This is a genomic window from Shewanella sp. VB17 (genome assembly GCF_013248905.1).
GTDB lineage: Bacteria > Pseudomonadota > Gammaproteobacteria > Enterobacterales > Shewanellaceae > Shewanella.
This window is the reverse complement of record NZ_JABRVS010000001.1, coordinates 2,668,323-2,693,702: the sequence shown is the minus strand read 5'-3', so window position 1 is coordinate 2,693,702 and position 25,380 is coordinate 2,668,323. Positions and strand designations below refer to the sequence as shown.

The following is a 25,380-nucleotide window of genomic DNA, read 5'->3' as shown; positions in this document are numbered from 1 at the left end:
AAACATACACAATTTTGCATGTCGAAATAATTGAGGAGATCTGCGATCCATCACCGTAAATGATCAACGACTGCTAACATAGCAATCAAAGAAGCCTCACCGAAATACATAGATCGCTCAGGTGACCAACCGGTCATCTGATCTGGCATATTATCATTATCTTTAAACGGCATCTCTAATGTGTTTGACAGGCAAGAAAATGTTTCGCCAACCCAATTGGAAGCAACGGTCATATTCGCCTTACCCGGTTCATCTTTATCATAGCCAAACTCAGTTTGAAAGTCAGCACTGGTTAATAATAATGCATCGACGAATTGTTTCTGCAGTTTAACCTTAGACTCGTCATACGATGGGATCCCTTCACAGCCTGCAAGAAAAACAAAAGGAAGCGCTTCGTCACCGTGTACATCATAAAACAAATCCACACCTGTTTCTTTCATCTTATGAGTCACATAATAAACTTCTGGACTCTTTTCCAAAGATGGATGTTGCCATTCTCGATTTAAATTAACCCCGAGAGCATTGGTTCTTAGATGACCACGAACACTACCGTCTGGATTCATATTAGGCACAATGTAAAAATTAGCTTTATCGAGCAGCGCTTTAGCGTTAACATTATCACCATCTAACAAGCTATTTAACAAGCCCTCAACCAACCATTCAGCCATGGTTTCACCAGGGTGTTGGCGAGCTGTGATCCAAATATTCGCTTTAGACTCATCATTATCACCGACGTTAATTAACGTCATATCACGACCGTCTAACGTTAACCCTAAATGTTCAAGGCTGACTAATGGATGAATTTGAACTGACGCGAGGAGATCTTGATGACGCTCGTAACTGTAGGGGGCAAAATAAGCAATTTGAATCGAATCGCAATCTAGCTCGACGTCAATGCTGAGCGTCCCTTCTTTATATACTGTAGGAAGACGAAACCATTGTTGTCTATCATAGGTTGCCACGGCTTGATAATTATCCCAGCCTGCAGGGTAAGAAGCTAAATCAGCATTGACAATATTCAGCCGATATTGACAGCCTATTTCACCTTCTAAACGAAAATTGAACCACTGAAAAAATTCATCACCCACATCGGGACGAATAGCCAGTTGCACATCTTTAATATTATCTTGGTTGATAACTTCAATATTACCACCATCAAAATTGGCGCTGATCCGCATAACAATTCCTTATATTATCAATGACAATAAGCCACTAATAGCTTGTCTGATACGCTATAGGATAAACGAAAATGCGCCGCAGAGCAGCCCGAAAAGTAAAAAATGACCTAATTAAGGACCCAAACACCATCAGCTTTACATCACTAAGATGCAAAGCTGTAACCCTGGCCTCTAACGGTGTTGATTAACGTTTTAGGTAACGCTATATCGGCCAGTTTTCTGCGGGTATTACTGATATGCATATCTAAATTTCGATCGAACCTACCAAGCTCTTTTTGTAATACACTACGCTGCAACTCTTGTTTAGTGATCACCTCACCTTTTCGCTCAAACAAATATTTAAATAATTTAAATTCTGTTTGAGTGAGTAACACCTTCTTAGTAGCAATAGAGACGCAGTATTGCATATCATCAAATTTAATGTCATCTTGAATATGCTCAACCAATCCAATTCGCTCTGAACGAACCAAATCAACACGACGTTGCAATGCCAAAATTCTAACTAGCAATTCTTTGATATTAAAAGGTTTTATAAGAAAGTCATCAGCCCCTAATTCGTAGCCCTTAATTCTATCATATTCACAGTCGATGGCAGAAATAATAATCACTGGGATCGGTTCTTTTCGTGCTAACAATAAACCAAAACCGTCTAATTTTGGCATCATAATATCCAGTAAAATAATGTCAGGCTTTTCATTTTCTAATATTGATAATGCCATCATGCCATCTTCAGCGCAGACAACGTGATAACCTTCTTCTTCGAGTGCTTGCTCTAATAACGCTCTAAAAACGACGTCATCATCCACCAAAAGTACTTTGTTCATCCCGACCCTAAATGCAAATACGAACAATTATCATAAACACTACTATAAGCAAAGTTGAATCGCTAGTCATTTTTATTATAAATGTCAAATTTGCGAGTAAGATCTCCAATAAAAAGTTCATTTGTCGCAACACTGGTATCACTAAAAACAAAAAAGATTACTCGTCGAGCATTAACTGTCGTATATACTTAACTGGCGCACTACCATAACGTAAAAAATGCTCATGAAAAGTCTTTAAATCAAACTTATCTCCTTCTACTTTTTTGAGCTCCTCACGAAAATCATAAATCTCACGATACCCTGAATAGTAACTGGTTAACTGCACTTGACTAAGCGTCGCTCTTTTCCACTTTCCTTGAGCTTCAGCTGTCTGCTGGAATGCTTCTTCTGTCATCAAGCTCATTGCTTCTTGCTCAGTCATCCCCTTCACATGAATGCTGTAATCGAGGATTGTGTTCACTATGACACGTAAATTCCACTTGTAATACATCAGCCACATTTCAGGCTCGAAATGACCATAGCCTTCTTCAAGCATCATACGTTCGGTATACACAGCCCAACCTTCAACCATGGCACCATTACCAAATAGACTTTTAATCATGCTAGGGGACTCATTTGAATATACCAATTGAGTATAATGACCCGGGATCGCTTCATGAATATTCAGCACCTGTAAAATCCAATGGTTATATTCACGTAAATAGCTTTCGGCAGCCTCATCATCCATAGCATCCAGTGGTGTCACATTGTAATAAGTATTACTCGACTTTTCATAGGGACCTGGTGCGCTAATTGATGCTCCAGCAAAACCACGCATATAGGTAGGGGTTTCACGAACAACTAATGGTTTTTCTGGATTAAGGCTAACTAGGCTGTTCTCATTAACAAACTTTATTAGCTCAGGAATTTGTGCCCTCACCTCATCAACGAAGTTCTCACGCTTAACATGTTTGGTTGACAATTTATCGATCAACTGGCGCGTCGCTTTATTTTGATCTTTAGGTTGATGGGTATCAAAATACGTAGACCATAACTGAGATGTGATCTTAGCCATCTCTTCCTGAACTCTTGTCTTATCTTCAAGGGCTTTTTCATACAGCGCCTTAGCACTCATACCCGATTGGATCTCAAACGAAAACTTCTGCTCATAGCGTTCTTCACCAATTCTAAAACTCCGCGCTCCTTGTTGCTCTAATTTAGTGACTAAAGTTGATAACCATTCAATATGTTCAGTAATAGCCAAAATAGACAAATTAATTCTTTTTTCAAATAGTAATTTATCTGCTGTTGTGAGTCCTGAATTTTTTGCTGAATCAAGCAAATTATCATCCAGCACAGATAATGCCCCTTGATTCTGCATTAATGCTAATTGCGTATGCTCCAATGTCGGGTTGACAATATTTTGCCGTGCCGCTTCATAATAAGCAGGTACATTGTTAAGTCGCGCAAGTACAGAGCGAAGTCGAGAATCAAGGGGAGCAAAATCTTCATTAATAAGCTGAGCAAATCCTCCAGCGACATTGTAAGTACTAGGATCCCACTGCCAAGATTTGAATGTCGTGATATCCCATAGAGCACGCGTTAACAGATCCTTAATTAAATGGTAATCGATACGTTCGTTAGGTGACAATGTGGCTAAGTCAAAACGAGCTAATTTAGCCAGTTCTTGCTTATTAAACGCAATGGATAACGCGCGATTTGGCTCATTAGGAACTTTTAACACACCATCATATTTGTGATAGCCGCTGTACAATGCCCAGGTGGGGGACTCCCGCCAAAAATCACTCAAGAAATGTGAAGAAAATTGACGAAAACTAACGTTCTCTTTGTTCACTGTTACAGGCACTATTGGCGTACTGAGATCCTGATGTTGACAGGCTGTGAGCCCGAAAAATGTCAAGGCAATCATCAAGGGTAATCTTGCTTTTTTCATACTCTTCCTAATTTTATTCGTTTGAGCTCGTTAATATAACGCTCGAGATAAAGATGGTGGCTATATTATCTGTATCAACTCAGACAGATTGCGTAATAAGGGCCCTGTTAATAAATCACTATCTGTACACCTCATGTCCAATCGATTTAATTCGCACATCAGCGTCCTCTTAGCTGTCCTTGTGCCCAACATTTAACATCAGCAAAACGATACTTCTCAAACTGAGCAAAACCTTGACAAGATCTCAACTTCAATTTAGTAAACAATGGGGTGGGTAAACCGCATAGAAAGCGAGCGATCAAAACAGGAGTACAAGCATCACCTAACTTAGTGACTGCATTCAAGCAGACTTGATCAACCTCATAATCATCCAGTGGTTTTTGGTACGGCACAGGGGGAAGTATCGCCGGCTCACCACAGCAAGCAGAACAAACGCCACAATCTGTCGTCATCTGATCATCAGCAAAATAGTGAGCAAGCTGACGACTTAAGCATTGAGTTGACGTTAATAGTGTCACCAATTGATTGATTCTGGCGACTTCACTGGTTTCCTTATCTGTAAAACGGTGCGACAGTGAGGCGGTAAGCGCTTTTTCATCAAAATGACTCTCTACTATTTGATAAACCTGAGTCATCTGCTTGCTTTGCAATTCAATCATCCCTTTCTCATCAAGGTAATTAATCGCGGTTAACACTCTTTGCCTATCACTGGAATAGTGCTGGTTTAATGCATCAAAGTTAATACTAAACCAGATTTTTGCTCTATCGGCAGTGGTCAATATGGCACGGATAAAATCCCGCCTTTCCTCTTTAAAATATTCGATAATCTCAGCTTGCGGCATAAGAAACTTGAATTTATATTCAGCAAAATAGCTGTAGGTCGGTTTAATAATATTAAGTAACTCTAAATACACCAGCAAGGTCTTCAACGATAGGAGTCGAATATTTGATTGATTGGAAAGACTGTTTAGCACCACTTCCCACTGAGCTAATGCCGAACCGGTATTTCCTGCCACCGCTTTACCGATCTCTTTTAGTACAACGGCAATACCACTAGGCTCTGGAGTATCACCATACACAAAATTCTCTAATGTGCTTAAATTGTCTCCATTAGCGAGCACCAAACAATCTGCATCACCACCATCACGTCCTGATCGGCCTATTTCTTGAGCATAGTTTTCAATGGATTTAGGTAAGTCATAATGCACCACAAAACGAATGTCAGTTTTATCGACACCCATTCCAAAAGCGATGGTGGCCACAATAATGCCCTGTGCACCTGACATAAACTCATCTTGTATAGACTGGCGTATTTCATGGTTCATGCCAGCATGGTAAGCTTTAGCTTGAATACCTCTAGCGTTAAGATGTGCAGCAACCTGCTCCGCTGTCTGCTGTAAGGTGACATAGATGATCCCAGCATAATGTAACCGAGTTTGTAACCATTTAAACAGGTAATCTATTTTTTCATCACTGCATAGCCCTTTAACCGCCAAATGTAAATTGTGGCGATAAAAACCTGTTAAGATCACATTGTCAGTGTCGATCCCAAATTTGTTGCCCATATCCTGAATGACCTGAGGCGTCGCTGTCGCTGTTAACAGCAGAGTTTGAGGAATATTCAACTCTTGTCGATACCGAGGAAGTTTAAGGTAATCAGGTCGAAAGTTATGTCCCCACTCCGAAATACAGTGGGCCTCATCGACAACTAAAAGCGAAATAGGGATCTCACTGATAAACTGCCTAAATCGCTCGTTGTTTAGCCTCTCCACTGAGATCATTAGGATTTTTAACTCGCCGGTTCGTGCTCTTCTCATCACATCATTGGTTTCATCATGACTTTGGGTTGAATCAATACTCGCAGCAGGAATGTCTTTACTCTTAAGAAACCCTATTTGATCTTGGATCAACGCAAGTAAAGGAGACACTACAATGGTCAAATGAGGTAAACAGAGTGCCGGAAGCTGATAACACAATGATTTTCCCGAGCCAGTGGGAAATATGGCGGCGGCGCTGTGGCCCTCAAGTATGGTACGGACCACTTGTTCTTGACCAAGTCTGAACTCACTGAAACCAAAATGGGATTGCAATAATTGCTGCACGTAAGAAACCTGCTGAAAAAATAATGAGACACTCAATAGTGCCAATAGAGGTCTACTTAAGCAAGAAGACTATTATCTGATACGTTTATTATTTCATATTGAAATAAAGTAAGCATAACATTCAGGTTGATAAAAATTATCATTCATCATAATTAACGATTTAAAAAAAGACGATTTGATTAGCTAATACACAAATGATTGAAATGTATATTTTACCACTTGACCATCACCGGACTTTTGCGTAAGGTACCGCCCCGTTAGCAAGCAAAGCAATTGGTTTTATTGTTAGTTTGTAAACCATAAATTGGTGAGTTGGCTGAGTGGCTGAAGGCGCACGCCTGGAAAGTGTGTATGGGTTTATAGCCCATCTAGGGTTCGAACCCCTAACTCACCGCCATATTTAGAAAAAGGGCTATCATATTGATAGCCCTTTTTCGTATACGATATTAAAAGTAACATACTTTACATAAAAAGCCTTTCACATAAAAGGCTTTTTTATCCTAGTCAATCAACCTGATGAAAACGTTAAGAAGCATCTTCTTCAGATTGATACTTTGCAGCAATCTCAGAGATCAAGGTTTGCAATTCGCCTTGTTGGAACATCTCTGTCAAAATATCGCAACCGCCAATTAATTCACCTTCGATCCACAATTGCGGAAAAGTAGGCCAATTAGCATATTTTGGTAATTCACTACGTATATCTGGATGCTGTAAAATATCAACATACGCAAATTGTGCATTGCAGTTAATCATAATTTGAGCAACTTGAGATGAAAAACCACAACTCGGCAATTTAGGAGACCCTTTCATGTATACTATGATAGGATTTTCAGATAACTGCTGTTTGATTTTATCTACCGTTTCGTTTGTTTCCATTTTTATTTCCTAACTCGTATGCGATAACGAACAAATTTCCCCTATTGTACTTCAGGTAACACAAGAACTAAAACCTACTTTTTAGAGGGTTTTTATTTACCGTTTTTTTCGATTGCAATAATCTTATAATTGAACATACTGTTGGTGATTTTTCTAGTAAAATCATTCTAACAAGTACTATAAATCAATTTTATATTGAGTGGAGAAACGCAATGGCTTTTGAATTACCTGCATTACCTTACGCTAAAGATGCTCTTGAACCGCATATTTCTCAAGAAACTATCGAATATCATTATGGCAAACATCATAACACTTATGTTGTTAAGCTTAACGGCTTGGTAGAAGGTACTGAATTAGCAGAAAAAAGCTTAGAAGAAGTCATTAAGACATCTTCTGGTGGGGTTTTCAATAATGCTGCACAAATTTGGAATCATACATTCTACTGGAACTGCCTATCACCAAACGGTGGTGGCGTAGCTACAGGTCCTGTCGCTAAAGCTATTGATGAAGCTTTTGGGTCATTTGAAAAATTTAAAGCACTATTTACAGATTCTGCTGTCAATAATTTCGGTAGTGCTTGGACTTGGCTAGTCAAAAATGCTGATGGCTCAGTCGCCATCGTCAACACAAGTAACGCTGCCACACCATTAACCGATAGTAATGTCACACCTATCATGACTGTCGATGTCTGGGAGCATGCTTACTACATAGATTATCGCAATGTTAGACCTGATTATCTTGCTCATTACTGGGAATTGGTAAACTGGGATTTTGTTAACCAAAACTTTGCATAATTACCGTAAAAAGTGACGAGTTAGCATACCCGTCTCTCAAAATATAAGGAGCTATTTATCGCTCCTTTTTATTTTTATCAACCCACTCATCTCTCAGCATCTCGATGTTCTCACACTTGCAACTGTTGCATTTGCAACTGTTTGTCATTGTTTTATTTGAATTTTTTTAATCCTTACTTCATTATTTGGTCTAATATTAATATTAGGAGACTGATTTTCAGTTATCGCTTTCAACCTATTTGGGCGTTTCAGGGGGTGAAATATGAGCATATTTGAACATTACCAACAGCGCTATGAAAAAAAACTAGACGAAGAATATTCATTACAGGAATTTTTAACTATCTGTAAAGAAAACCGAAGCTCTTATGCCTCGGCCGCTGAGAGACTGCTTCTTGCCATTGGGGAGCCTGAAGTTGTCGACACATCGAAAGATCCCATTCTCAGTAGAATATTTTCTAACCGGTTAATTTCACGCTACCCAGAGTTTAAAAATTTCTATGGTATGGAGGAAGCTATCCAACAGATAGTCGCCTACCTTAAACATTCAGCACAGGGACTGGAGGAATCGAAACAAATCCTCTACTTGCTAGGACCCGTCGGTGGCGGTAAGTCATCTTTAGCTGAAAAATTAAAATCATTAATGCAAAATATACCTATTTATATTCTCAGTGCAAATGGCCAAAGAAGCCCAGTAAATGATCATCCATTTTGCTTATTTAACCCTGAGGAAGACAGTGATTTACTGCTTAAAGACTACAAAATCCCTCATCGATACCTAAAATGCATTATGTCACCATGGGCGGTAAAACGCTTACATGAATTCGGCGGTGATATTTCTCAATTTAAGGTAGTTAAAGTCTTTCCTGCTATTTTAGATCAAATGGCCATCGCCAAAACAGAGCCTGGAGATGAAAATAACCAAGATATTTCATCCTTAGTCGGTAAGGTTGACATTAGGCAATTGGAACATTTTGCTCAAAATGATGCCGATGCGTATTCTTATTCTGGTGCATTATGTCGAGCTAACCAAGGATTGATGGAGTTTGTAGAGATGTTTAAAGCGCCCATTAAGGTGCTCCACCCTCTATTAACGGCAACACAGGAAGGTAATTATAATGGAACTGAAGGCTTATCAGCCCTGCCCTATAATGGAATAATCCTTGCACATTCCAACGAGTCAGAGTGGACAACATTTAGAAATAATAAAACCAATGAAGCTTTTTTAGATAGAGTTTACATTGTTAAAGTTCCATATTGCTTAAGAGTGACCGAAGAGATTTTGATTTACAATAAGTTGCTTTGCCATTCTGAGTTAGTTAAGGCACCTTGTGCTCCTGGTACCTTAGAAACCTTAGCGCAATTTAGTGTGCTATCGAGAATGGTGGCACCAGAAAACTCTTCCATCTACTCAAAAATGCGCGTGTATGATGGGGAAAGCTTAAAAGATACCGATCCAAAAGCTAAGTCTTATCAAGAATATCGAGACTATGCCGGCGTCGACGAAGGCATGCATGGGCTATCAACCCGCTTCTCTTTTAAAATTCTGTCTAAAGTCTTTAATTTCGATCATAGTGAAATTGCCGCCAACCCAGTTCACCTTTTCTATGTACTTGAAAAACAAATTGAACAAGAACAATTTCCTGCAGATACGGCTGAGCGTTACCTCGAGTTCCTCAAAGGTTACCTTATCCCTAAATATGTTGAATTTATCGGCAAAGAAATTCAAACCGCTTATCTCGAATCTTACTCCGAATATGGGCAAAATATTTTCGACAGGTACGTCACTTATGCTGATTTTTGGATCCAAGATCAAGAATATCGAGATCCAGAAACGGGTCAGCTTTTCGACCGTTCAGCACTTAATGCTGAACTTGAAAAAATTGAGAAACCTGCGGGGATAAGTAATCCCAAAGATTTCCGTAACGAAATAGTTAACTTTGTATTGAGAGCTAGAGCCAATAACGACGGCTCTAATCCACTCTGGACCAGCTATGAAAAACTCCGAGTGGTCATAGAGAAAAAAATGTTCTCAAATACAGAAGATCTATTACCTGTTATCTCTTTCAATGCTAAAACGTCAACGGATGATCAACGAAAACATGATGATTTTATCGATCGTATGATGGATAAAGGGTACACCAAAAAACAGGTCAGACTGCTGTCAGAATGGTATCTGAGAGTACGTAAGTCCTCTTAATTTAGAGACAGAGGTAGGGAGCTTGCTCCCTACTATGACTTGGGAGGTACGCATGGCAAATTTTATCGATAGACGACTTAATGCTAAAGGAAAAAGCACAGTCAACCGTCAACGTTTCATTAATAGATATAAGCAACAAATCAAAAAGTCTGTTAGTGATGCTGTGACCAGAAGAAGTGTAACGGATGTAGATAAAGGAGAGAAAATAGGGATCCCAACGCGAGATATCACTGAGCCCTCTTTTCATCAGGGCAAAGGAGGAGTAAGAGAGCGAGTTCATCCAGGCAATGACCAATTTACGCGAGGTGACAAAATAGAGCGTCCACCATCAGGTAATGGTCAAGGTGCAGGTCAAGGTGATGCTTCTGATTCAGGAGAAGGTGAAGATGATTTTGTCTTTCAAATCTCAAAAGATGAATATTTAGAACTGCTCTTTGAAGATCTTGAACTGCCTAACTTACAAAATAACCGTCTAAATAAACTCGTTGAATACCAAGTTTATAGAGCAGGTTTCTCCAATGAAGGGGTTCCATCAAACATTAATATTGTTCGCTCGCTGAGATCATCGCTCGCCAGACGAATAGCCATGTCATCATCGAAAAAGAAAGAACTGAATAAACTCATCATTGAACTAGAGGAATTGGAAAATACGCCTGGGGCAGAAACTGAAAGAATCTTATTTTTAAAACAAGAGATCACGGCATTAAAACAGAAAATTGCGAAAGTTCCTTTCATCGATACTTTCGATCTTAGGTATAACAATTTTGCCAAAAGGGAGATCCCTTCTAGCCAAGCTGTCATGTTCTGTATTATGGATGTCTCTGGTTCTATGGATCAAGCAACCAAAGACATGGCTAAACGTTTTTATATTTTATTATACCTATTTCTGACTCGAACCTATAAAAATCTAGATGTTGTCTATATTCGTCACCATACTCAAGCAAAGGAAGTTGATGAACATGAATTTTTCTACTCTCAGGAAACCGGTGGCACCATCGTTTCAAGCGCACTAAAACTCATGCATCAAATACAAAAAGAACGTTACCCAGAAAACGAGTGGAATATTTATGCAGCTCAAGCTTCAGACGGTGACAATTGGGCCGATGATTCTCCAGGATGTAAAAAACTCTTGGAAACCAAACTTTTACCTGTCGTGAGATACTTTAGCTATATAGAGATCACCAATCGTGCTCACCAAACACTTTGGCGAGAATATGAGAGCTTGCAAAAAGACTTCGATAACATCGCTGTACAGCATATCAAGCAAGCCGAAGACATATACCCTGTATTTAGAGAACTATTTAAAAAACAAGCTGTTTAGGGGGCGTTATGGCTAAAAAGAAAAAGAGAGTACCACTTGACGATGGACCTGATTGGAATTTTGATCTACTTCAAAATTACTTAACAGAAATAGAGAAAGTAGCAACCCACTATAAACTGGACTCTTACCCTAATCAAATTGAGGTGATCACAGCCGAACAGATGATGGATGCCTATGCGGGGATCGGCATGCCCATAGGGTATACTCACTGGTCATTTGGTAAAAAGTTCATTGAGACTGAACAAAGCTACAAACGTGGTCAAATGGGCCTTGCTTATGAAATTGTGATTAATTCAGATCCATGTATCGCTTACCTCATGGAAGAAAACACCATCACAATGCAAGCATTGGTAATGGCCCACGCCTGTTTTGGTCATAATAGTTTCTTTAAAAATAATTATCTTTTCAAAACATGGACTGATGCAAGCTCGATCATTGATTATCTTGTTTTTGCTAAAAATTACATAAGTCAATGTGAGGAAATTCACGGAGCTGAGCAAGTCGAACTCGTCATAGACTCTTGTCATGCCTTAATGAATTACGGTGTTGATAGGTATAAACGCCCCAGCGAGATCTCGTTCAAAGAAGAACAGCTCAGACAAAAAGATCGTGAAGAATACTTGCAAAGCCAAGTCAATGATCTCTGGCGGACAGTCCCATTAACACAGCATAATATTAAAGAAAAACCGAGTTTCCATTTTCCAGAAGAGCCCCAAGAAAATATTCTCTATTTTATAGAAAAACACGCTCCGCTATTAAAACCGTGGGAACGAGAAATTGTCCGTATCGTTCGTAAGATGGGGCAATACTTCTATCCACAAAAACAAACTCAAGTGATGAACGAAGGTTGGGCCACATTTTGGCACTATACCATACTAAACCATCTCTATGATGATGGTTTAGTTACCGATAGATTTATGATGGAGTTTTTACAAAATCACACCAATGTTGTCGCACAACCCAATTATAATAGTCCCTATTATAGTGGCATTAATCCCTACGCATTAGGGTTTAATATGTTTGTTGATATTAGACGGATATGTGAAGAACCAACTCAAGAAGATAAACATTGGTTTCCAGATATTGCGGGCAGTAATTGGCTTGAAACACTGCATTTCGCGATGCAAAACTTTAAGGATGAAAGTTTTATTAGTCAGTATTTATCGCCAAATATTATTCGTCAATTCAAACTGTTTGGTATTTTAGATGACGATAAGAAAAATTATTTATCCGTTTCGGCTATTCACGACGAACAAGGTTATAAAGATATTCGGCAAATGCTATCTCAGCAATATAACCTATCAAACTTAGAGCCTAACATCCAAGTTCAAAGTGTAGATGTTAAAGGAGATAGATCATTGACATTGAGGTACGTCCCAACAAACCGCGTACCTCTTTCAAAAAGTCGCCATGAAGTTGTCAAGCATTTACACCGACTTTGGGGGTTTGATGTAAAATTAGAAGAACTCAACGATGAAGGAGAGCTAACCATCATTGCCGTTTGCCCAACAGAAGAAAACGAATAGAATAAATACGAAATCATTACCCACAAAAAAAGCGCCAATAGGCGCTTTTTTATGAATAACACAATACAATTAAGCGTATGTGAAATCTACGTGCTCAATAAGGCTCTTAAACGCATGGCGTTGCATAGCTTTAACGTTAACTTTTACATCAGCACCATCAAGATTAATCGTTAGTGCGTTCGTGTAAAAATCATCGTTACTTTGAATGTTGATGATATCTTTATGATCAAAAACGATAGCAACAGGTTCTTTACCCGCACCATAGATAACTGCCGGAACTTTGTCAGCATGACGTAGGCGGCGGCTCGAACCTCTCCCGATTTCAGTACGGACTTGTGCAGCGATAGTATAAGACATGGTTTCTCACTTAATTAATTAATTTCGATTGTCTTCATTTTCGACCAACGAAGACGCTGTTTATTGCGCGCGAATATTAACACACCCCCATGAAGCTAACAAATCATTTTAGGATGTATTCCCCCTTAGCCAACTTTTATCCATTTACCAGGTGCGGACAGGCCCAGTATCGACATGAATGAACCCTGAGCGAGGGTAATACCCAACACCACCAAGTTTAAGCGCTATGGCTGCTTCACGTACATCGTTCAACTTAACATCATCAATAGCAATATCCATTGCCATCCCTTTCATATGATAACTTTGCTTCGCAACATTGTGACTTTTAGACGCCAACATCGCATTAGTTTCTGGAGAGCGATAACCCGATATGACATTAAAATCCTGTTCTGTCATGAGTGACGCCTTGAGCATAAACAGAAGATCATATAACCGTTTATCCATTGGTACTGATTCATTACTGCGATGATCTCTCAATGCGTGGCTAAATTTAGATAGCACCCCTTCTTGATAATGTCCATTTACCCAGTAATTTCCTTGGCTGCGCTCTCCTGTATGGAGGTTATGAAAACCTAAACTTTTCACTCCTTTAGCCGAGCGACTCGCTTGCGCTTCTGACGGGATAGCTGAAAATACAGCAACGCCACTAAGGCCTAATAATACTTGCCTACGGACTGGACACACTAAAGACACTCTCTCACCACTGACTATTTTACAACCATAATTTCAGATAAATTAAACTGAAATAAGGACGAAATCAAGTTAACTTTATACAAAGTAATGTTATCGTTAGTAAGTGAGAAAGTTACTCTTTCATCGAAACAAGATTAAGCATTGAATTTTGGTGATAAATATCATTTCTAAACTGAGCTAAGCCTTTCCTGTCCATCCAAGCTGTCCAATACACTAAGTGCACCGCTAAAGAATGATCAAAGGAAAACCATTGAGTTTTCTCTCTGTCAGTTTGTAACTCGACCCAAGTTTGCTTATCCTTAACTAAATTAGACGCCAACCAATTAGCTAAAGATTCCACCTTTTCAACACGAATACAACCAGAAGAAAGTGCTCTATTTGACTCTTCAAATAACGCTTTATCGTATGTATCATGAAGGTAAATATTGTACTTATTCTCAAAATAAAATTTGTAACGACCTAAGGTGTTCTCTTCCCCTGGCTTTTGTTCTAATCGATACGGAAATCGACCTCCCGCCAGCTCCTGCCACTCTTCAGGCGTTTTAACAATCTGCGATCCAACTGAGTTATACACATCAAAATTATGTTCACTGATATATGACCCATTTTGACGAACTTTAGGTAACAAATCACGTCTGAGTAGCCTTGTTGGGACTCTCCAACTCGGGTTTAATACCATATTGGAAATATGGCTACTTAATCTAGGAGTTTGACGATAAGGTTTACCGACAATCACTCTAGACTGCAATTGTACCTCCCCTTTATCCACCAATATCATCTCAAAAGCCGGAATATTTACCAATAAAAATCGCGCACCAATAATAGCCAGATAACTGGTTTTGTTTATAAAATTATTTGCTAATAATGTTGCCCTTTTTTTCGGGGTAAGATTTATCCACCTTAACGTTGCAGGCCCTATGATCCCATCTTGCTTTAAACCATGGCGATGTTGAAAACGTAATATAGCTTCCACTAACGCTGAGGTCATTAAATTGTTATTAACTTCCACATCAGTCAAATCCCCAAGCCACTGTAATCGTTGTCTAATCTCAGGAATAGCAGGATGTTCATCACCCGCTTCCAACCACACATTCAACACCATTGCCTTCCAATTTTGGTGTTGATGGATCCAAAGTAAATATCTGATGCGATTACTGATAGGAAGATAGTCTTGAGAAATGGGTTCCAATAACATCGCATTTTGATGTAAATCGTCAGTCAATATCCCCCCCTGAATAGGAATATTGACTGAACGCCAAAATTGCGCTAAATCAAGTTGAACATTATCGATAATCTTCAACTGTTCGTCTCTTGTTCCTTGAGCCAAAATAGCTTGATATTCCATCAGCACTTCAGAAGGATTGATTAAATTTACGAGTTGAATTTGATGGTAAAGAGAGTTAATGGCCGCATCGACTCTATCTAATGCTGACGCTGGAGTACTGTAGAATAAAGTAAATAGTACGCTACAAATAATTCTCCTCAACTTCTCTTGGTACATAATCCACCTCTTATTATCACCAATTGCATTAGATGAGGAACACATTCCATGTCTAATGACTGACTACCACTCAACAAAGTTTATCTCTTGAAAGTAGATAACGCCAAAGGTGTATTTAAGATCACATAGTTACATGGACACTTTTTCCTGTTATCTTCTGCAATAATTTAAGAAGCTATTCATATAAAAAATTATATTTTTCAGATTTTTATATTGTTAAGTCCAAAAATAGAAACGAATATATACCTTCAGATAACGTCTAGCTATCACACATAAGCGAGCCAAACGTTATAACAAAAGATAAGAATATGGTCATTGGTACCATTTGTCAGTGCAAAACAAATAAGCAATAACACATGAAAAAGCCCTGATAAGATCAGGGCTTTCGTGTATTAAAGATAATGTGGTACCCGAGGCCGGACTTGAACCGGCACGCTTATTCAGCGAGGGATTTTAAATCCCTTGTGTCTACCGATTCCACCACTCGGGCAAACTCGTTGATATTCATGATGCGTATTATCGGTAGTTAATACTGCCTAATTCTTATTGAATCAAACTCATTAATATCTAAATATAGTGTTGTGGCCAGAGTCGAAAAAGCCCAACTGATTTTTCATCGCAGTATAGCCGTTCTGCCATCGCAAACTGTTGCAGAACACAATAACTAAAAATACACCCCGATGACTGCAGTGCCAACTAAAGAATCGACACTTTAACCATTTTTTAAAATGAGTCAATATAAAGTTTTTATCTTTTGATTCAAATGATTAAAAAACATTCTTCTGAGTTTGTTTTACATTCATTATGTCGATTTGGTAAGCATATCGGTCTTCAGCTTAGGAGATAATCAGTATTATGATGAATGATGTCTTTCTCGCTTACAAACACAAATGAACAGGGTATTAATGTTTTCTATTCGCTAAAAAATCATTAATAAGGGTTGACAACTTATCATGAAAATGTTCTTCAAACTCATCGAGTTCACATTCAAAATGAGCGAGATATTGTGACGCTTTTTCACGTGTGAGTAATTTACTCGCAACAGAGTATTCCATCTCAGAAAGGGATTTATCATAGCGGGGCAAAGGTAACCATTTAATAAATTCTGCGTCTACTTTTTTGAGTTCTTGATGAGAAAACCGGCAAAATGATTCGATGTGCTCAATACCATCTGGGCCCAAACAACCCGGTTCGACTCTACACGTCACAGTGAGTTTTTTCTCTTGCGGTAGCTTCGTTGACATTGTATGGAATTAACTCTATAAAAGATTTAATAATAATTATAACCTGTTTTAACAAAATAACGTGTCAATAATGATGAGCAGTCATATTTATCGACGATAACGGACAAATGTGAACGCTATTAAGCCTATGATTGATGAGGTTAAGATTTACATATCTGTATGGTAAAAGGGCTGTAGAGTATCCTTGATTTCGTTTTTTTCAGCATAAAAATGTTTATCTGGTGTATTTTAAGCTAAACTGAGATTGAAAGAGGGTTATAGGATAAACGTAAGCAGGCAATGCGCCACAGGTGTTTACTAACACAGTTTTACGGGGTCATGGCTCTCTTTTTTTATCATTAACGAATACAATATACTCACGTAAAATAGAGGGACTGTTCATCTTATTAAAGCCAAATTGAATTGATAACCTCCACTTTCTCCTACGAGAAAAGCAGAGGTTATCCTGAGTTTAAAATACCACCGTCATACCCGCCCTAACAAAATCAGCCTCGGTATTTGTAATAACGTCTTCTGTGGTACCTCCATCAATTTTAAATGCCGCACTAGGATGGAAGTCCCAACGAAGGCCGACCGTGTGTGTGGTAACATCATTACCGTCCGATATAGCAGCATATCCTGGTCGCAATGGATCGAGCATCCCTTTATCATTGGATTTGATGGAGGTACTGTAACTATAATGTAGGGTGAAATCACTGAAGCGATAACCTGTTGTCGCCATAAAACGATTATCATTATTTAACACAAAATGTGTATCTTCAAAGCCAATATAGGTGTACTCCACCCCCATATAAACAGTGCCAAAATCTAAATATGAGGCCACACCATAAATTTGATCTGGTACTTCGTCTCCCACAATAGTATTCGGCAGATCTGGAAACAATGCTTGCAATCCATTTAGACCTGCACTAGAAATACTCGTTTTCGCGTTCATATACACCAGTTTCGTCGACCAGATGTCATAAGAAAAATCAAAGTTCACCAATAAATCAAAATCAGCTGCAACATCACCTAACGAAGGTATATTCAGCTCACTCGAACCATATCCAACCTGAAGTGAATAATCCACAGGACCTAAGCTGGAAGAATAAAGCATAGAGAAACCATCATAACTGGTGATCAGCGCAGCATAAACTTCAATTGGAGGTGTTAACCAAGGGTAGGTATAACTCACATCTAGGTATTCTGAATAAAAATAGGTCGGTAATCTAAGTCGGCCAACTTTAAAGTTAAGTGCTTCAGTAAAATCATAACTCACATAAGCCCATTCCAATTCGGGTTTAAAATCTTTAGTCCCACGCGAAACAAGTTGCGCAACTGCTGATAACCCTTCACCCATGTCTGCGTTAAATTGCAAACCAAACACCGAAAGATCTTTAAATGACAACTCATCTGTCATACTGTCATAGGTTGCATCAGCTGCATATCCATCATCTTTGGTCAGCATACCAGCCGCTACCGTAGCAAAGCCATTGATTCTAATATCACCAGCATATGCATTAGCGCTTAATAAAATGCCCATAGTTAAAAGTGAAAGTGATTTCATGATTATTCCTTTTCCTTTTACTGACGCTAATATTAACAGCGTGAGTGGTTAGATTTAATTACTGAGTACTACAACATTGAGCGAGTATTGTTATCTTTCCCCCTTGAAGGAGTGACATCTTTTCTCATTATTAATTATGTTGACATTCATACCTATGACATCATTAGTCACATTAAACCTAGCTATTTAATGACTAAATACAAGTACTTTTCATGAACAAGCACTTGTATTGTAGACCATATATAAAGATGTGCTAAAAATAACCAAAATATTAGCAATTTTTCTTTTTATAGCTTGATTTAACGAAGATTTAAGTCAAAAAACACCTCAAAATAAAAATAAATCTTCCACAAAGAACATCCGATATAAATACGTGTATTAGATTTGGTCACACAATAGCGTGGTACTTTTTGACAAATAAATGAGAAAGGGGAATTGGACTTTATACATACTGACAACGAGGATAGGATATGGTATTTCACTCGAGATAGTAATTGAAAATGTAACATGTTAAAAATGACAAGTTAACTAATTATCGATTCATTTTAGCCTGCACCTGTATATAATAAGTAAAGACTCAATCATCAAACTTGATGATTGAGTCTTTACTATATACAACCATGAAAAAATACAATCAATATGGTTACATTATCAATATTATTGATTAATAGTGGGCCTAGCCTCACTTGAAATAAACTGAATATTAACTCGTCTATCAAAGAAATCATTTTCAGTATTTTGAGTTTCACTCAGAGGCGCATTAGCACCAAATGCCTTAAGTGTAAGACGACGATTATCGACGCCTTGAGCGACTAAGTAACTTTTCACTTCAGCGACCCGTTGCTCTGATAGGGCTTGGTTATACGTCGAGTCCCCCCTTCTATCGGCATAACCTGTCAACTCTACTGTCAATTCAGGCGACATTGACATGGCATAGGCCAAGTCATCAAGTTGTTGCTTAATGTGACGAGCAAGCTCCGAAGAGCCTGTTGTAAACGGAAGCGTTAATCTCATGCCTAATTTGGTTAATTGTTGCGCTTGACCCTGCTTTAGTTCTACTAACTGTTTAGTCTCATTACTTAACATCTGTATTTGTGAGTCCTTTTCGGCTATTTTGGCGTCTTGGGCATCTATTTCAGAGTCATCGCCAACAGACTTGCCGATTAATACCCCGGTAAAAGCCCCAATGATCGCTCCCACCGGCCCAGCAACAACCGCCCCAAGGACGATCCCTGAGGTCACGCCAATCAGTTCCTCATTGTGCGCTCTTTCATTAATATGTTCAGATGCATCACTGGCATTTGAAATAATGAGCGTGCTGGTCAGTAAAAGAGGATATATTTTCTTGTTCATTGTGAGTTCCTATCAAGGGATTAAAAATAAGGCACAAGATTGACCGCAATATGCCCTTAATTTCGATAGCTAAATTAAACAAAAAATACATGGCTCCAACATGGAAATAAAATGACATTACACACATGAATAGTGGCAACAAAATGGCAATTCATCGCAGTGTCTTTAATCGCAGACATTTTCCTGTATAGTCACTGGCGATACTGATTTCGATATGACAACAATAGCGGTCATCAACTCAGTTAAACACACCACTAACTGGTAAACAGTAGCGTCACACTAAAGGTAATCATTGATGAAACGCATCGCCATTGTAGAAGATGAAGAGGCAATACGGGAAAATTATAAAGAAGTGTTACAGCAACAGGGTTATAGCGTCCAAGCATATGCCAACCGCCCCAGTGCCATGGTGGCTTTTTCAGCTCGATTACCCGACTTGGCGATCATCGATATTGGCTTAGAAGATGAAATTGACGGTGGTTTTCACCTCTGCCAATCACTAAGAGCTATGTCGAGTAATTTGCCCATCATCTTTTTAACCGCAAGAGACAGTGACTTTGATACTGTGTGTGGTTTACGGCTAGGCGCTGATGATTACCTAAGCAAAGATGTCAGTTTTCCTCACTTAATCGCTCGCTTAGCAGCGTTATTTAGACGCGCTGAACTGCAGGGGAAATCGCTCGAGATTGAACATTTACTCGAAAGAGGTTCATTGACCATTGATGCTAACCGTATGCAGGTATGTTGGAATAAAGCCCCGATCGAGTTGACTGTCACTGAATTTTGGATGGTCCATTCGCTGGCTAAACGTCCAGGTCATGTTAAAAATCGTCAACATCTCATGCAAGAAGCAAAAATATTTGTCGACGACAGTACCATCACATCCCATGTAAAACGAATAAGAAAGAAATTTATCGCACAAGATCCTCAGTTTAATTGTATAGACACGGTTTATGGTATGGGCTATCGCTGGGAACCACAACCCCTTTAATGCCACGTTGACCGCTTTATTCACCACTATTATCGGTCATTTCATTCCTTTCCACACAGAGAAAGCTGTATGTTGAATCTTCCCATAGGTCTAAGGACTAAGGTTGCTATATTATCTTTGTTTCTGCTCTGCTTGCCTTGGCTCGGTTACCAATATGTCTGGGAAATGGAAAAGTATCTCAGATATGGTCAGGAAAAAACCTTAGAAGGAACAACACAAGCGTTAGCCACCGCCCTACATGAAAGACCTACATTATTTGATACGCAAGCGAGTTTCCACACTCAGGTAGAACAGGGACGGGATCTTTACGCTTATCCGCTGTCAGGCCCAATCCAACTTGATGGTAAATTAGCCGACTGGGCACCTTATCGACATAAAAGTATCAACTATGGTGAACATAATCAAATATATAAAGCTAATCTCAACACACCACTAACCATGAACTTTACCCATATGGTAGGTAAATATGCTGGGTACCTTTACGCGTTTTTCGAAGTCACCGATCCCAATGTTATCTACCGGGGTAAAAATAACCTCTCTATCACTCACAATGATCATCTTGCTATCGCCACATTGGCACCCGATGGTCGATTTAAACGCTACATTGTCGCAACGACTCAAGATGGTTGGTTTAGTGCCTTTGAACTTTCAGAAAATCAGGCTCTTTCAAGCCCGGTGACACCGGAAGTGAAGATCCAAGGGAAGTGGAAGAAAACAGCAGTAGGATATAACGTCGAACTGCGCATTCCACTTAAGATGGTTGGCAGTAAATTAGGAGTCGCTATTTACGATATCAACAATGCTAAAACCGGTCATTTAGACGCTATTATAGGTACCTCAGCCATTGATGATGTGAATAAACTCGGTACCGTCCTTGTTCCCTCTCCCGAAATAGAAAGCATCATTAAAGGAATGAGCCATAACAGCTCTCGAATTTGGGTAGTAGATAGACATGGACGTGTACTTGCCAAATCAGGTGATATTCGAACCAATAACAGTGTTTGGAGCCGCACGCTTATAGAGCGGCCTGTGCCCACCTTCTGGGAAAAATTTAAAAACGAATATTTACACCCCCTTTATTATCAAATATTAACCATTCCAGCCAAAGATTTTATCGATTCTTTACAAGATTCTACGGTACTTGGTGGCAGTCATATTAAACAGGCACTCTCAGGTAAACAGGGATCGACATGGCGATTAACCCCTGATAATAAAGCGGTTATTTTAGCAGCTGCCAGTCCTATTTGGATTGATGATAAAGTCATGGGGGCAGTCATCTCAGAGGAAACCACTCACGGAATAAGAACCCTAAGAAATAAAGCACTAGAAAAACTCTTCAACGTCATCATCACCGTCATGAGTATGGGGACATTGGCACTCTTTTTCTTCGCCTCGAGTATCTCTAGCCGTATTCGCAAACTCAGGGATGAAGCAGAAAAGGCCATCGACAGCCAAGGTCGAATTAAGCAATCGATTAAAGGATCTAACGTCCGCGATGAAATAGGCGATCTTTCCAGAAGTTTTGCTAATATTGTCAGTCGCTTAAGTCAATACACTCATTATCTTGAACACATGAGTTCCAGACTCTCACATGAATTAAGAACCCCAGTCGCCGTGGTTCGCTCATCATTAGAACATCTCAGCTTGCAACACCTTGACCCCGATAGCCGTAAATATGTTGATCGTGCGCAAGAAGGGGTTAGCAGGCTTAATATGATCTTGAATAACATGAGTGAAGCAACGCGACTTGAGGAAAGCTTATCTAACGCAGATCTTGATACTTTCCCTTTATCTAAAGTCATCAGTGGTTGTGTTCAAGGTTACCAACTCACCTACCCAGATCAAGAATTTGTCACTCATATCTCAGATGACGACTTATTGATGACAGGCGTGCCAGAATACATAGCACAACTCATGGATAAATTGATTGCTAATGCCTTAGAGTTTAGCCTAAAAGGTACACACATATCGGTCACACTCACAGCAAAAAACAAACTCGCTCAGCTCTCTATTAGCAATGTAGGGCCTGAGTTACCGGAAAAAATGGCCGAACAAATATTTGAGTCTATGGTGTCAGTCAGGCAACAAAAGGCACAAGATAAGCCTCATTTAGGTTTAGGGCTTTATATCGCCAGATTAGTCACTGATTTTCATCATGGGACGATCATCGCAAAAAACCTCACCTTAGACGGTAACAATTCACAGCATACTGGGGTCGAAATACTGATAAGCTTACCACTCAAATGATCCAGGGGTCAGCACACAGTAATAAACCCCCTTTCATTTGGCCGTTTAGATGTTAAGATGGCTAAAAATACATTTTGATTGTGGAATAATCACCTTATGAAAAAAGAAACACAGATCATCAGTGTTGGACGAGATAAGAAATGGACTAAAGGCGTCGTTAACCCGCCCGTCTTTAGAGCCTCAACCATGATATTCGACACCATGGAAGAAATGAAGTTTGCAACCAAGAACAGAGCCAAAGGCGAAATGTTCTACGGCAGACGCGGTGGCCCAACCCATTTTGCATTCCAAGCAGCCATTGCTGAGCTAGAAGGTGGTGTAGGCACCGCATTGTACCCATCTGGATCTGCTGCGATCGGTGGTGCTTTGCTGTCATTTTTAACCTCTGGCGATCACCTATTAATGGTCGACAGCGCTTATGAACCCACCCGCGATCTGTGCAATAAATTATTAGCGGGTTTTGGCATAGAAACCACCTATTATGATCCTATGATTGGCGCCGGGATCAGTGAACTTATCAGGCCAAATACTAAAGTACTCTTTCTTGAATCACCAGGCTCTATCACCATGGAGATCCAAGATGTACCCACACTTGCCAATATCGCTCATCAACACCAATTAATTGTTATGTTAGATAATACATGGGCTTCGCCCATCAATTCCCGTCCATTTGATATGGGAGTTGATATCTCTATTCAAGCTGCAACTAAATATATTGTTGGCCATTCAGATGTCATGATGGGCACAGCAACGGCGAATGAAGCTCATTGGGAACAATTAAGAGAAAATAGCTATTTAATGGGTCAATGTACCTCTCCCGATGACGTATACCTCGCCAATCGAGGTCTAAGAACCTTAGGCATTAGAATACAACAACATGAGAAAAATGCGCTTAAAGTGGCCAATTGGTTGCAATCTCGTCCTGAGGTCGATCATATTAGGCACCCAGCTTTCGATACCTGTCCTGGGCATGAATTCTTTAAACGTGATTTTACGGCATCTAATGGTTTATTCTCTTTCGTGTTAAAAGAGGGTGATCTTACGGCTATCACAGCATTTGTTGAAAACATGCAACACTTTAAGATGGGATTTTCTTGGGGAGGATTTGAAAGCTTAATTTTAGGCGTGTTTGGCATTGATAGACTCAGAACCGCGACACAGTGGGACAGCAGTAAGCCACTTATTCGTTTGCATGTCGGTTTGGAAGATCCTGATGATTTAATCGCCGATTTAAATGCAGGCTTCGAGAGATATAATCAAGCACTAAGTTAACGCTATATTGCACCATTAAACCGCCAAATGGCGGTTTAATTCTATTATTATGTCACGCATCTTGTCCTGAGAAAGCACATGCAAAGGTATGTTATTGTTAATTATCTACTGTTTTATTGATTTTTTTTTGTTAACCTAGTTCGATAACGTCTTTTATTTAACTGCAGCGCGTCTACTTATAACACCTTTTAGAAGGGGCAAAGTGTCACTCCTTCTTCACTGCCATTGTATTCTTTGGAGTCATTATCTTTATGTCGTCTACGCTTCAACGACGAGTGTCAATCGGACTGATCTGTTTTTTTCTCTCCACTAGCATTCAAGCACGGTCAAATTATCAAGAATTAAGCGATAATTTTAAACAAGAGTTTCATCAACAACTGAAAAAAAATGGCGTACCCGGTGGGGCATTTGTCGTCATTGACAATAATAAGGTTTTACAAATAGGTGCATACGGTAAACGTATCAAAGGAGGAACGCTTAACATAAACACTCACACTGTATTTAGGCTAGCCTCAGTGTCTAAAACGTTTGCCGGTACGTTAGCCACTATGCTAGTCCATGAAAAAAAATTCAATTGGGAAGATCCGCTTATTCATTATATGCCTGAGTTTACGCTGGCCGATCCTGATGTCACTAAACAAATACAATTAGGGCACCTCATCGGACAAAGCACAGGGTTAATGCCTAATAGCTATGACAATATTCTTAATGCGAATGGTAAACTGGCAAAGATCATTCCTAAATTTTCCAAACTTACACCCATGTGCTCACCAGGAACTTGCTACAGCTATCAAAATATCGCCTTCTCGTTTATCCAACCTGTTATCGAGCAACAAACAGGCATAAGCTATGCAAAACTGATCAAACAACACATTTTTACTCCACTAAAAATGAGCACAGCCTCCATCGGCATGGACGCTTTTTTAGCCAATAGCAATCGTGCTAGCCCACATATAAAAACCCGTTCAGGCTTTACAAAAGTGAGAGTGAAATCGAATTATTATCAACTTGAGCCCGCAGTCGGGGTGAATGCAAGTATCACTGACATATCTAAATGGCTCATGGCCAATTTAGGCAACAACCCTAAGGTGCTTAGCCCACAATTACTCCATGACATCACAGAACCAGGGGTTAGAACCAGCAAAGAGTTGAGACGTCGTGAATGGCGGACTTATCTCAATGATGCCCATTATGCAAAAGGGTGGCGAGTCTATGATTTTGAAGGGGAAGAACTCATCTATCACGCTGGATGGGTGTCCGGCTATGTGACCGAGATCGCCTATTCCCCTCGACTAAAAATAGGCATGGCCATGTTACTTAATGGCGAATCCCGTGTTATCGCAGAGCTGGGATCTCAATTTTGGCATCAGTTAATCAAGCAAGAAAAACAAACCTCAGGTAAAAGCCATTTAATCGAGTAAGCTG

19 protein-coding genes and 2 tRNA genes are annotated in these 25,380 nt (G+C 39.5%); 9 read left to right on the top strand and 12 right to left on the bottom strand.

Annotated features, from left to right (window positions below):
• Positions 1 to 50 precede the first annotated feature (50 nt).
• The 4 genes from HQQ94_RS11565 to HQQ94_RS11550 all read right to left on the bottom strand — a co-directional run bounded on the left by HQQ94_RS11565 (position 51) and on the right by HQQ94_RS11550 (position 6,037).
• Positions 51 to 1,178, bottom strand: coding sequence for a carboxypeptidase family protein (locus HQQ94_RS11565; RefSeq protein WP_173294565.1), 1,128 nt, complete (start codon positions 1,176 to 1,178; stop codon positions 51 to 53).
• Positions 1,179 to 1,321: 143 nt separating this feature from the next.
• Entirely contained in the window at positions 1,322 to 2,002 is a 681-nt protein-coding gene (locus HQQ94_RS11560; protein ID WP_173294564.1) for a response regulator transcription factor, read from the bottom strand.
• 157 nt (positions 2,003 to 2,159) lie between these two features.
• Entirely contained in the window at positions 2,160 to 3,935 is a 1,776-nt protein-coding gene (locus HQQ94_RS11555; protein ID WP_173294563.1) for a DUF885 domain-containing protein, read from the bottom strand.
• 158 nt (positions 3,936 to 4,093) lie between these two features.
• A complete protein-coding gene (locus tag HQQ94_RS11550) occupies positions 4,094 to 6,037 on the bottom strand; it encodes an ATP-dependent DNA helicase RecQ (RefSeq protein ID WP_173294562.1) in 1,944 nt (647 codons plus the stop codon).
• A gap of 306 nt (positions 6,038 to 6,343) precedes the next feature.
• Between HQQ94_RS11550 and HQQ94_RS11545 the strand changes: the two genes are divergently transcribed.
• Positions 6,344 to 6,434 (top strand) — tRNA-Ser (locus tag HQQ94_RS11545).
• Between the two features lie 128 nt (positions 6,435 to 6,562).
• On the opposite strand, the gene grxD is transcribed toward HQQ94_RS11545, so the two are convergent.
• A complete protein-coding gene (gene grxD, locus HQQ94_RS11540; protein ID WP_173294561.1) occupies positions 6,563 to 6,913 on the bottom strand; it encodes a Grx4 family monothiol glutaredoxin in 351 nt (116 codons plus the stop codon).
• Between the two features lie 212 nt (positions 6,914 to 7,125).
• Between grxD and sodB the strand changes: the two genes are divergently transcribed.
• The 4 genes from sodB (at position 7,126) to HQQ94_RS11520 (ending at position 12,751) form a co-directional block, all read left to right on the top strand.
• Positions 7,126 to 7,707, top strand: coding sequence for a superoxide dismutase [Fe] (gene sodB, locus HQQ94_RS11535; RefSeq protein ID WP_173294560.1), 582 nt, complete (start codon positions 7,126 to 7,128; stop codon positions 7,705 to 7,707).
• A 262-nt stretch (positions 7,708 to 7,969) separates the two neighbouring features.
• Positions 7,970 to 9,904, top strand: a complete 1,935-nt coding sequence (locus HQQ94_RS11530) for a PrkA family serine protein kinase (RefSeq protein WP_173294559.1) — start codon at positions 7,970 to 7,972, stop codon at positions 9,902 to 9,904.
• Between the two features lie 52 nt (positions 9,905 to 9,956).
• Positions 9,957 to 11,225, top strand: coding sequence for a YeaH/YhbH family protein (locus HQQ94_RS11525; protein ID WP_173294558.1), 1,269 nt, complete (start codon positions 9,957 to 9,959; stop codon positions 11,223 to 11,225).
• Between the two features lie 8 nt (positions 11,226 to 11,233).
• Complete coding sequence (locus tag HQQ94_RS11520) at positions 11,234 to 12,751, top strand: SpoVR family protein (protein WP_173294557.1); 1,518 nt, start codon at positions 11,234 to 11,236, stop codon at positions 12,749 to 12,751.
• Positions 12,752 to 12,820: 69 nt separating this feature from the next.
• Here HQQ94_RS11520 and rplY read toward each other — a convergent pair whose 3' ends face one another.
• The 7 genes from rplY to pdsO all read right to left on the bottom strand — a co-directional run bounded on the left by rplY (position 12,821) and on the right by pdsO (position 19,445).
• On the bottom strand, positions 12,821 to 13,108 hold the full coding sequence (gene rplY, locus HQQ94_RS11515; RefSeq protein WP_173294556.1) for a 50S ribosomal protein L25: 288 nt from the start codon (positions 13,106 to 13,108) through the stop codon (positions 12,821 to 12,823).
• A gap of 144 nt (positions 13,109 to 13,252) precedes the next feature.
• Complete coding sequence (locus HQQ94_RS11510) at positions 13,253 to 13,801, bottom strand: DUF882 domain-containing protein (RefSeq protein WP_173294555.1); 549 nt, start codon at positions 13,799 to 13,801, stop codon at positions 13,253 to 13,255.
• 112 nt (positions 13,802 to 13,913) lie between these two features.
• Positions 13,914 to 15,302: a murein L,D-transpeptidase gene (locus tag HQQ94_RS11505; protein ID WP_173294554.1), complete on the bottom strand. Its 1,389-nt coding sequence runs from the start codon at positions 15,300 to 15,302 to the stop codon at positions 13,914 to 13,916.
• Between the two features lie 404 nt (positions 15,303 to 15,706).
• A tRNA-Leu gene (locus tag HQQ94_RS11500) sits at positions 15,707 to 15,792 on the bottom strand.
• A 412-nt stretch (positions 15,793 to 16,204) separates the two neighbouring features.
• Positions 16,205 to 16,546: a hypothetical protein gene (locus HQQ94_RS11495; RefSeq protein ID WP_173294553.1), complete on the bottom strand. Its 342-nt coding sequence runs from the start codon at positions 16,544 to 16,546 to the stop codon at positions 16,205 to 16,207.
• 451 nt (positions 16,547 to 16,997) lie between these two features.
• A complete protein-coding gene (locus tag HQQ94_RS11490; protein WP_173294552.1) occupies positions 16,998 to 18,092 on the bottom strand; it encodes a hypothetical protein in 1,095 nt (364 codons plus the stop codon).
• A gap of 657 nt (positions 18,093 to 18,749) precedes the next feature.
• Positions 18,750 to 19,445, bottom strand: coding sequence for a sortase-associated OmpA-like protein PdsO (pdsO, locus tag HQQ94_RS11485; protein ID WP_173294551.1), 696 nt, complete (start codon positions 19,443 to 19,445; stop codon positions 18,750 to 18,752).
• 295 nt (positions 19,446 to 19,740) lie between these two features.
• On the opposite strand from pdsO, the gene pdsR reads away from it, so the two are divergent.
• The 4 genes from pdsR to HQQ94_RS11465 all read left to right on the top strand — a co-directional run bounded on the left by pdsR (position 19,741) and on the right by HQQ94_RS11465 (position 25,376).
• Positions 19,741 to 20,436, top strand: coding sequence for a proteobacterial dedicated sortase system response regulator (gene pdsR, locus HQQ94_RS11480; protein WP_173294550.1), 696 nt, complete (start codon positions 19,741 to 19,743; stop codon positions 20,434 to 20,436).
• Between the two features lie 69 nt (positions 20,437 to 20,505).
• Positions 20,506 to 22,683 carry a proteobacterial dedicated sortase system histidine kinase gene (gene pdsS, locus HQQ94_RS11475; RefSeq protein ID WP_173294549.1) on the top strand — a complete coding sequence of 726 codons (2,178 nt, stop codon included), beginning with the start codon at positions 20,506 to 20,508 and terminating at the stop codon, positions 22,681 to 22,683.
• Positions 22,684 to 22,779: 96 nt separating this feature from the next.
• Positions 22,780 to 23,955: a cystathionine beta-lyase gene (locus HQQ94_RS11470; RefSeq protein ID WP_173294548.1), complete on the top strand. Its 1,176-nt coding sequence runs from the start codon at positions 22,780 to 22,782 to the stop codon at positions 23,953 to 23,955.
• A 251-nt stretch (positions 23,956 to 24,206) separates the two neighbouring features.
• Positions 24,207 to 25,376, top strand: coding sequence for a serine hydrolase (locus HQQ94_RS11465; protein WP_173294547.1), 1,170 nt, complete (start codon positions 24,207 to 24,209; stop codon positions 25,374 to 25,376).
• Positions 25,377 to 25,380 lie beyond the last annotated feature (4 nt).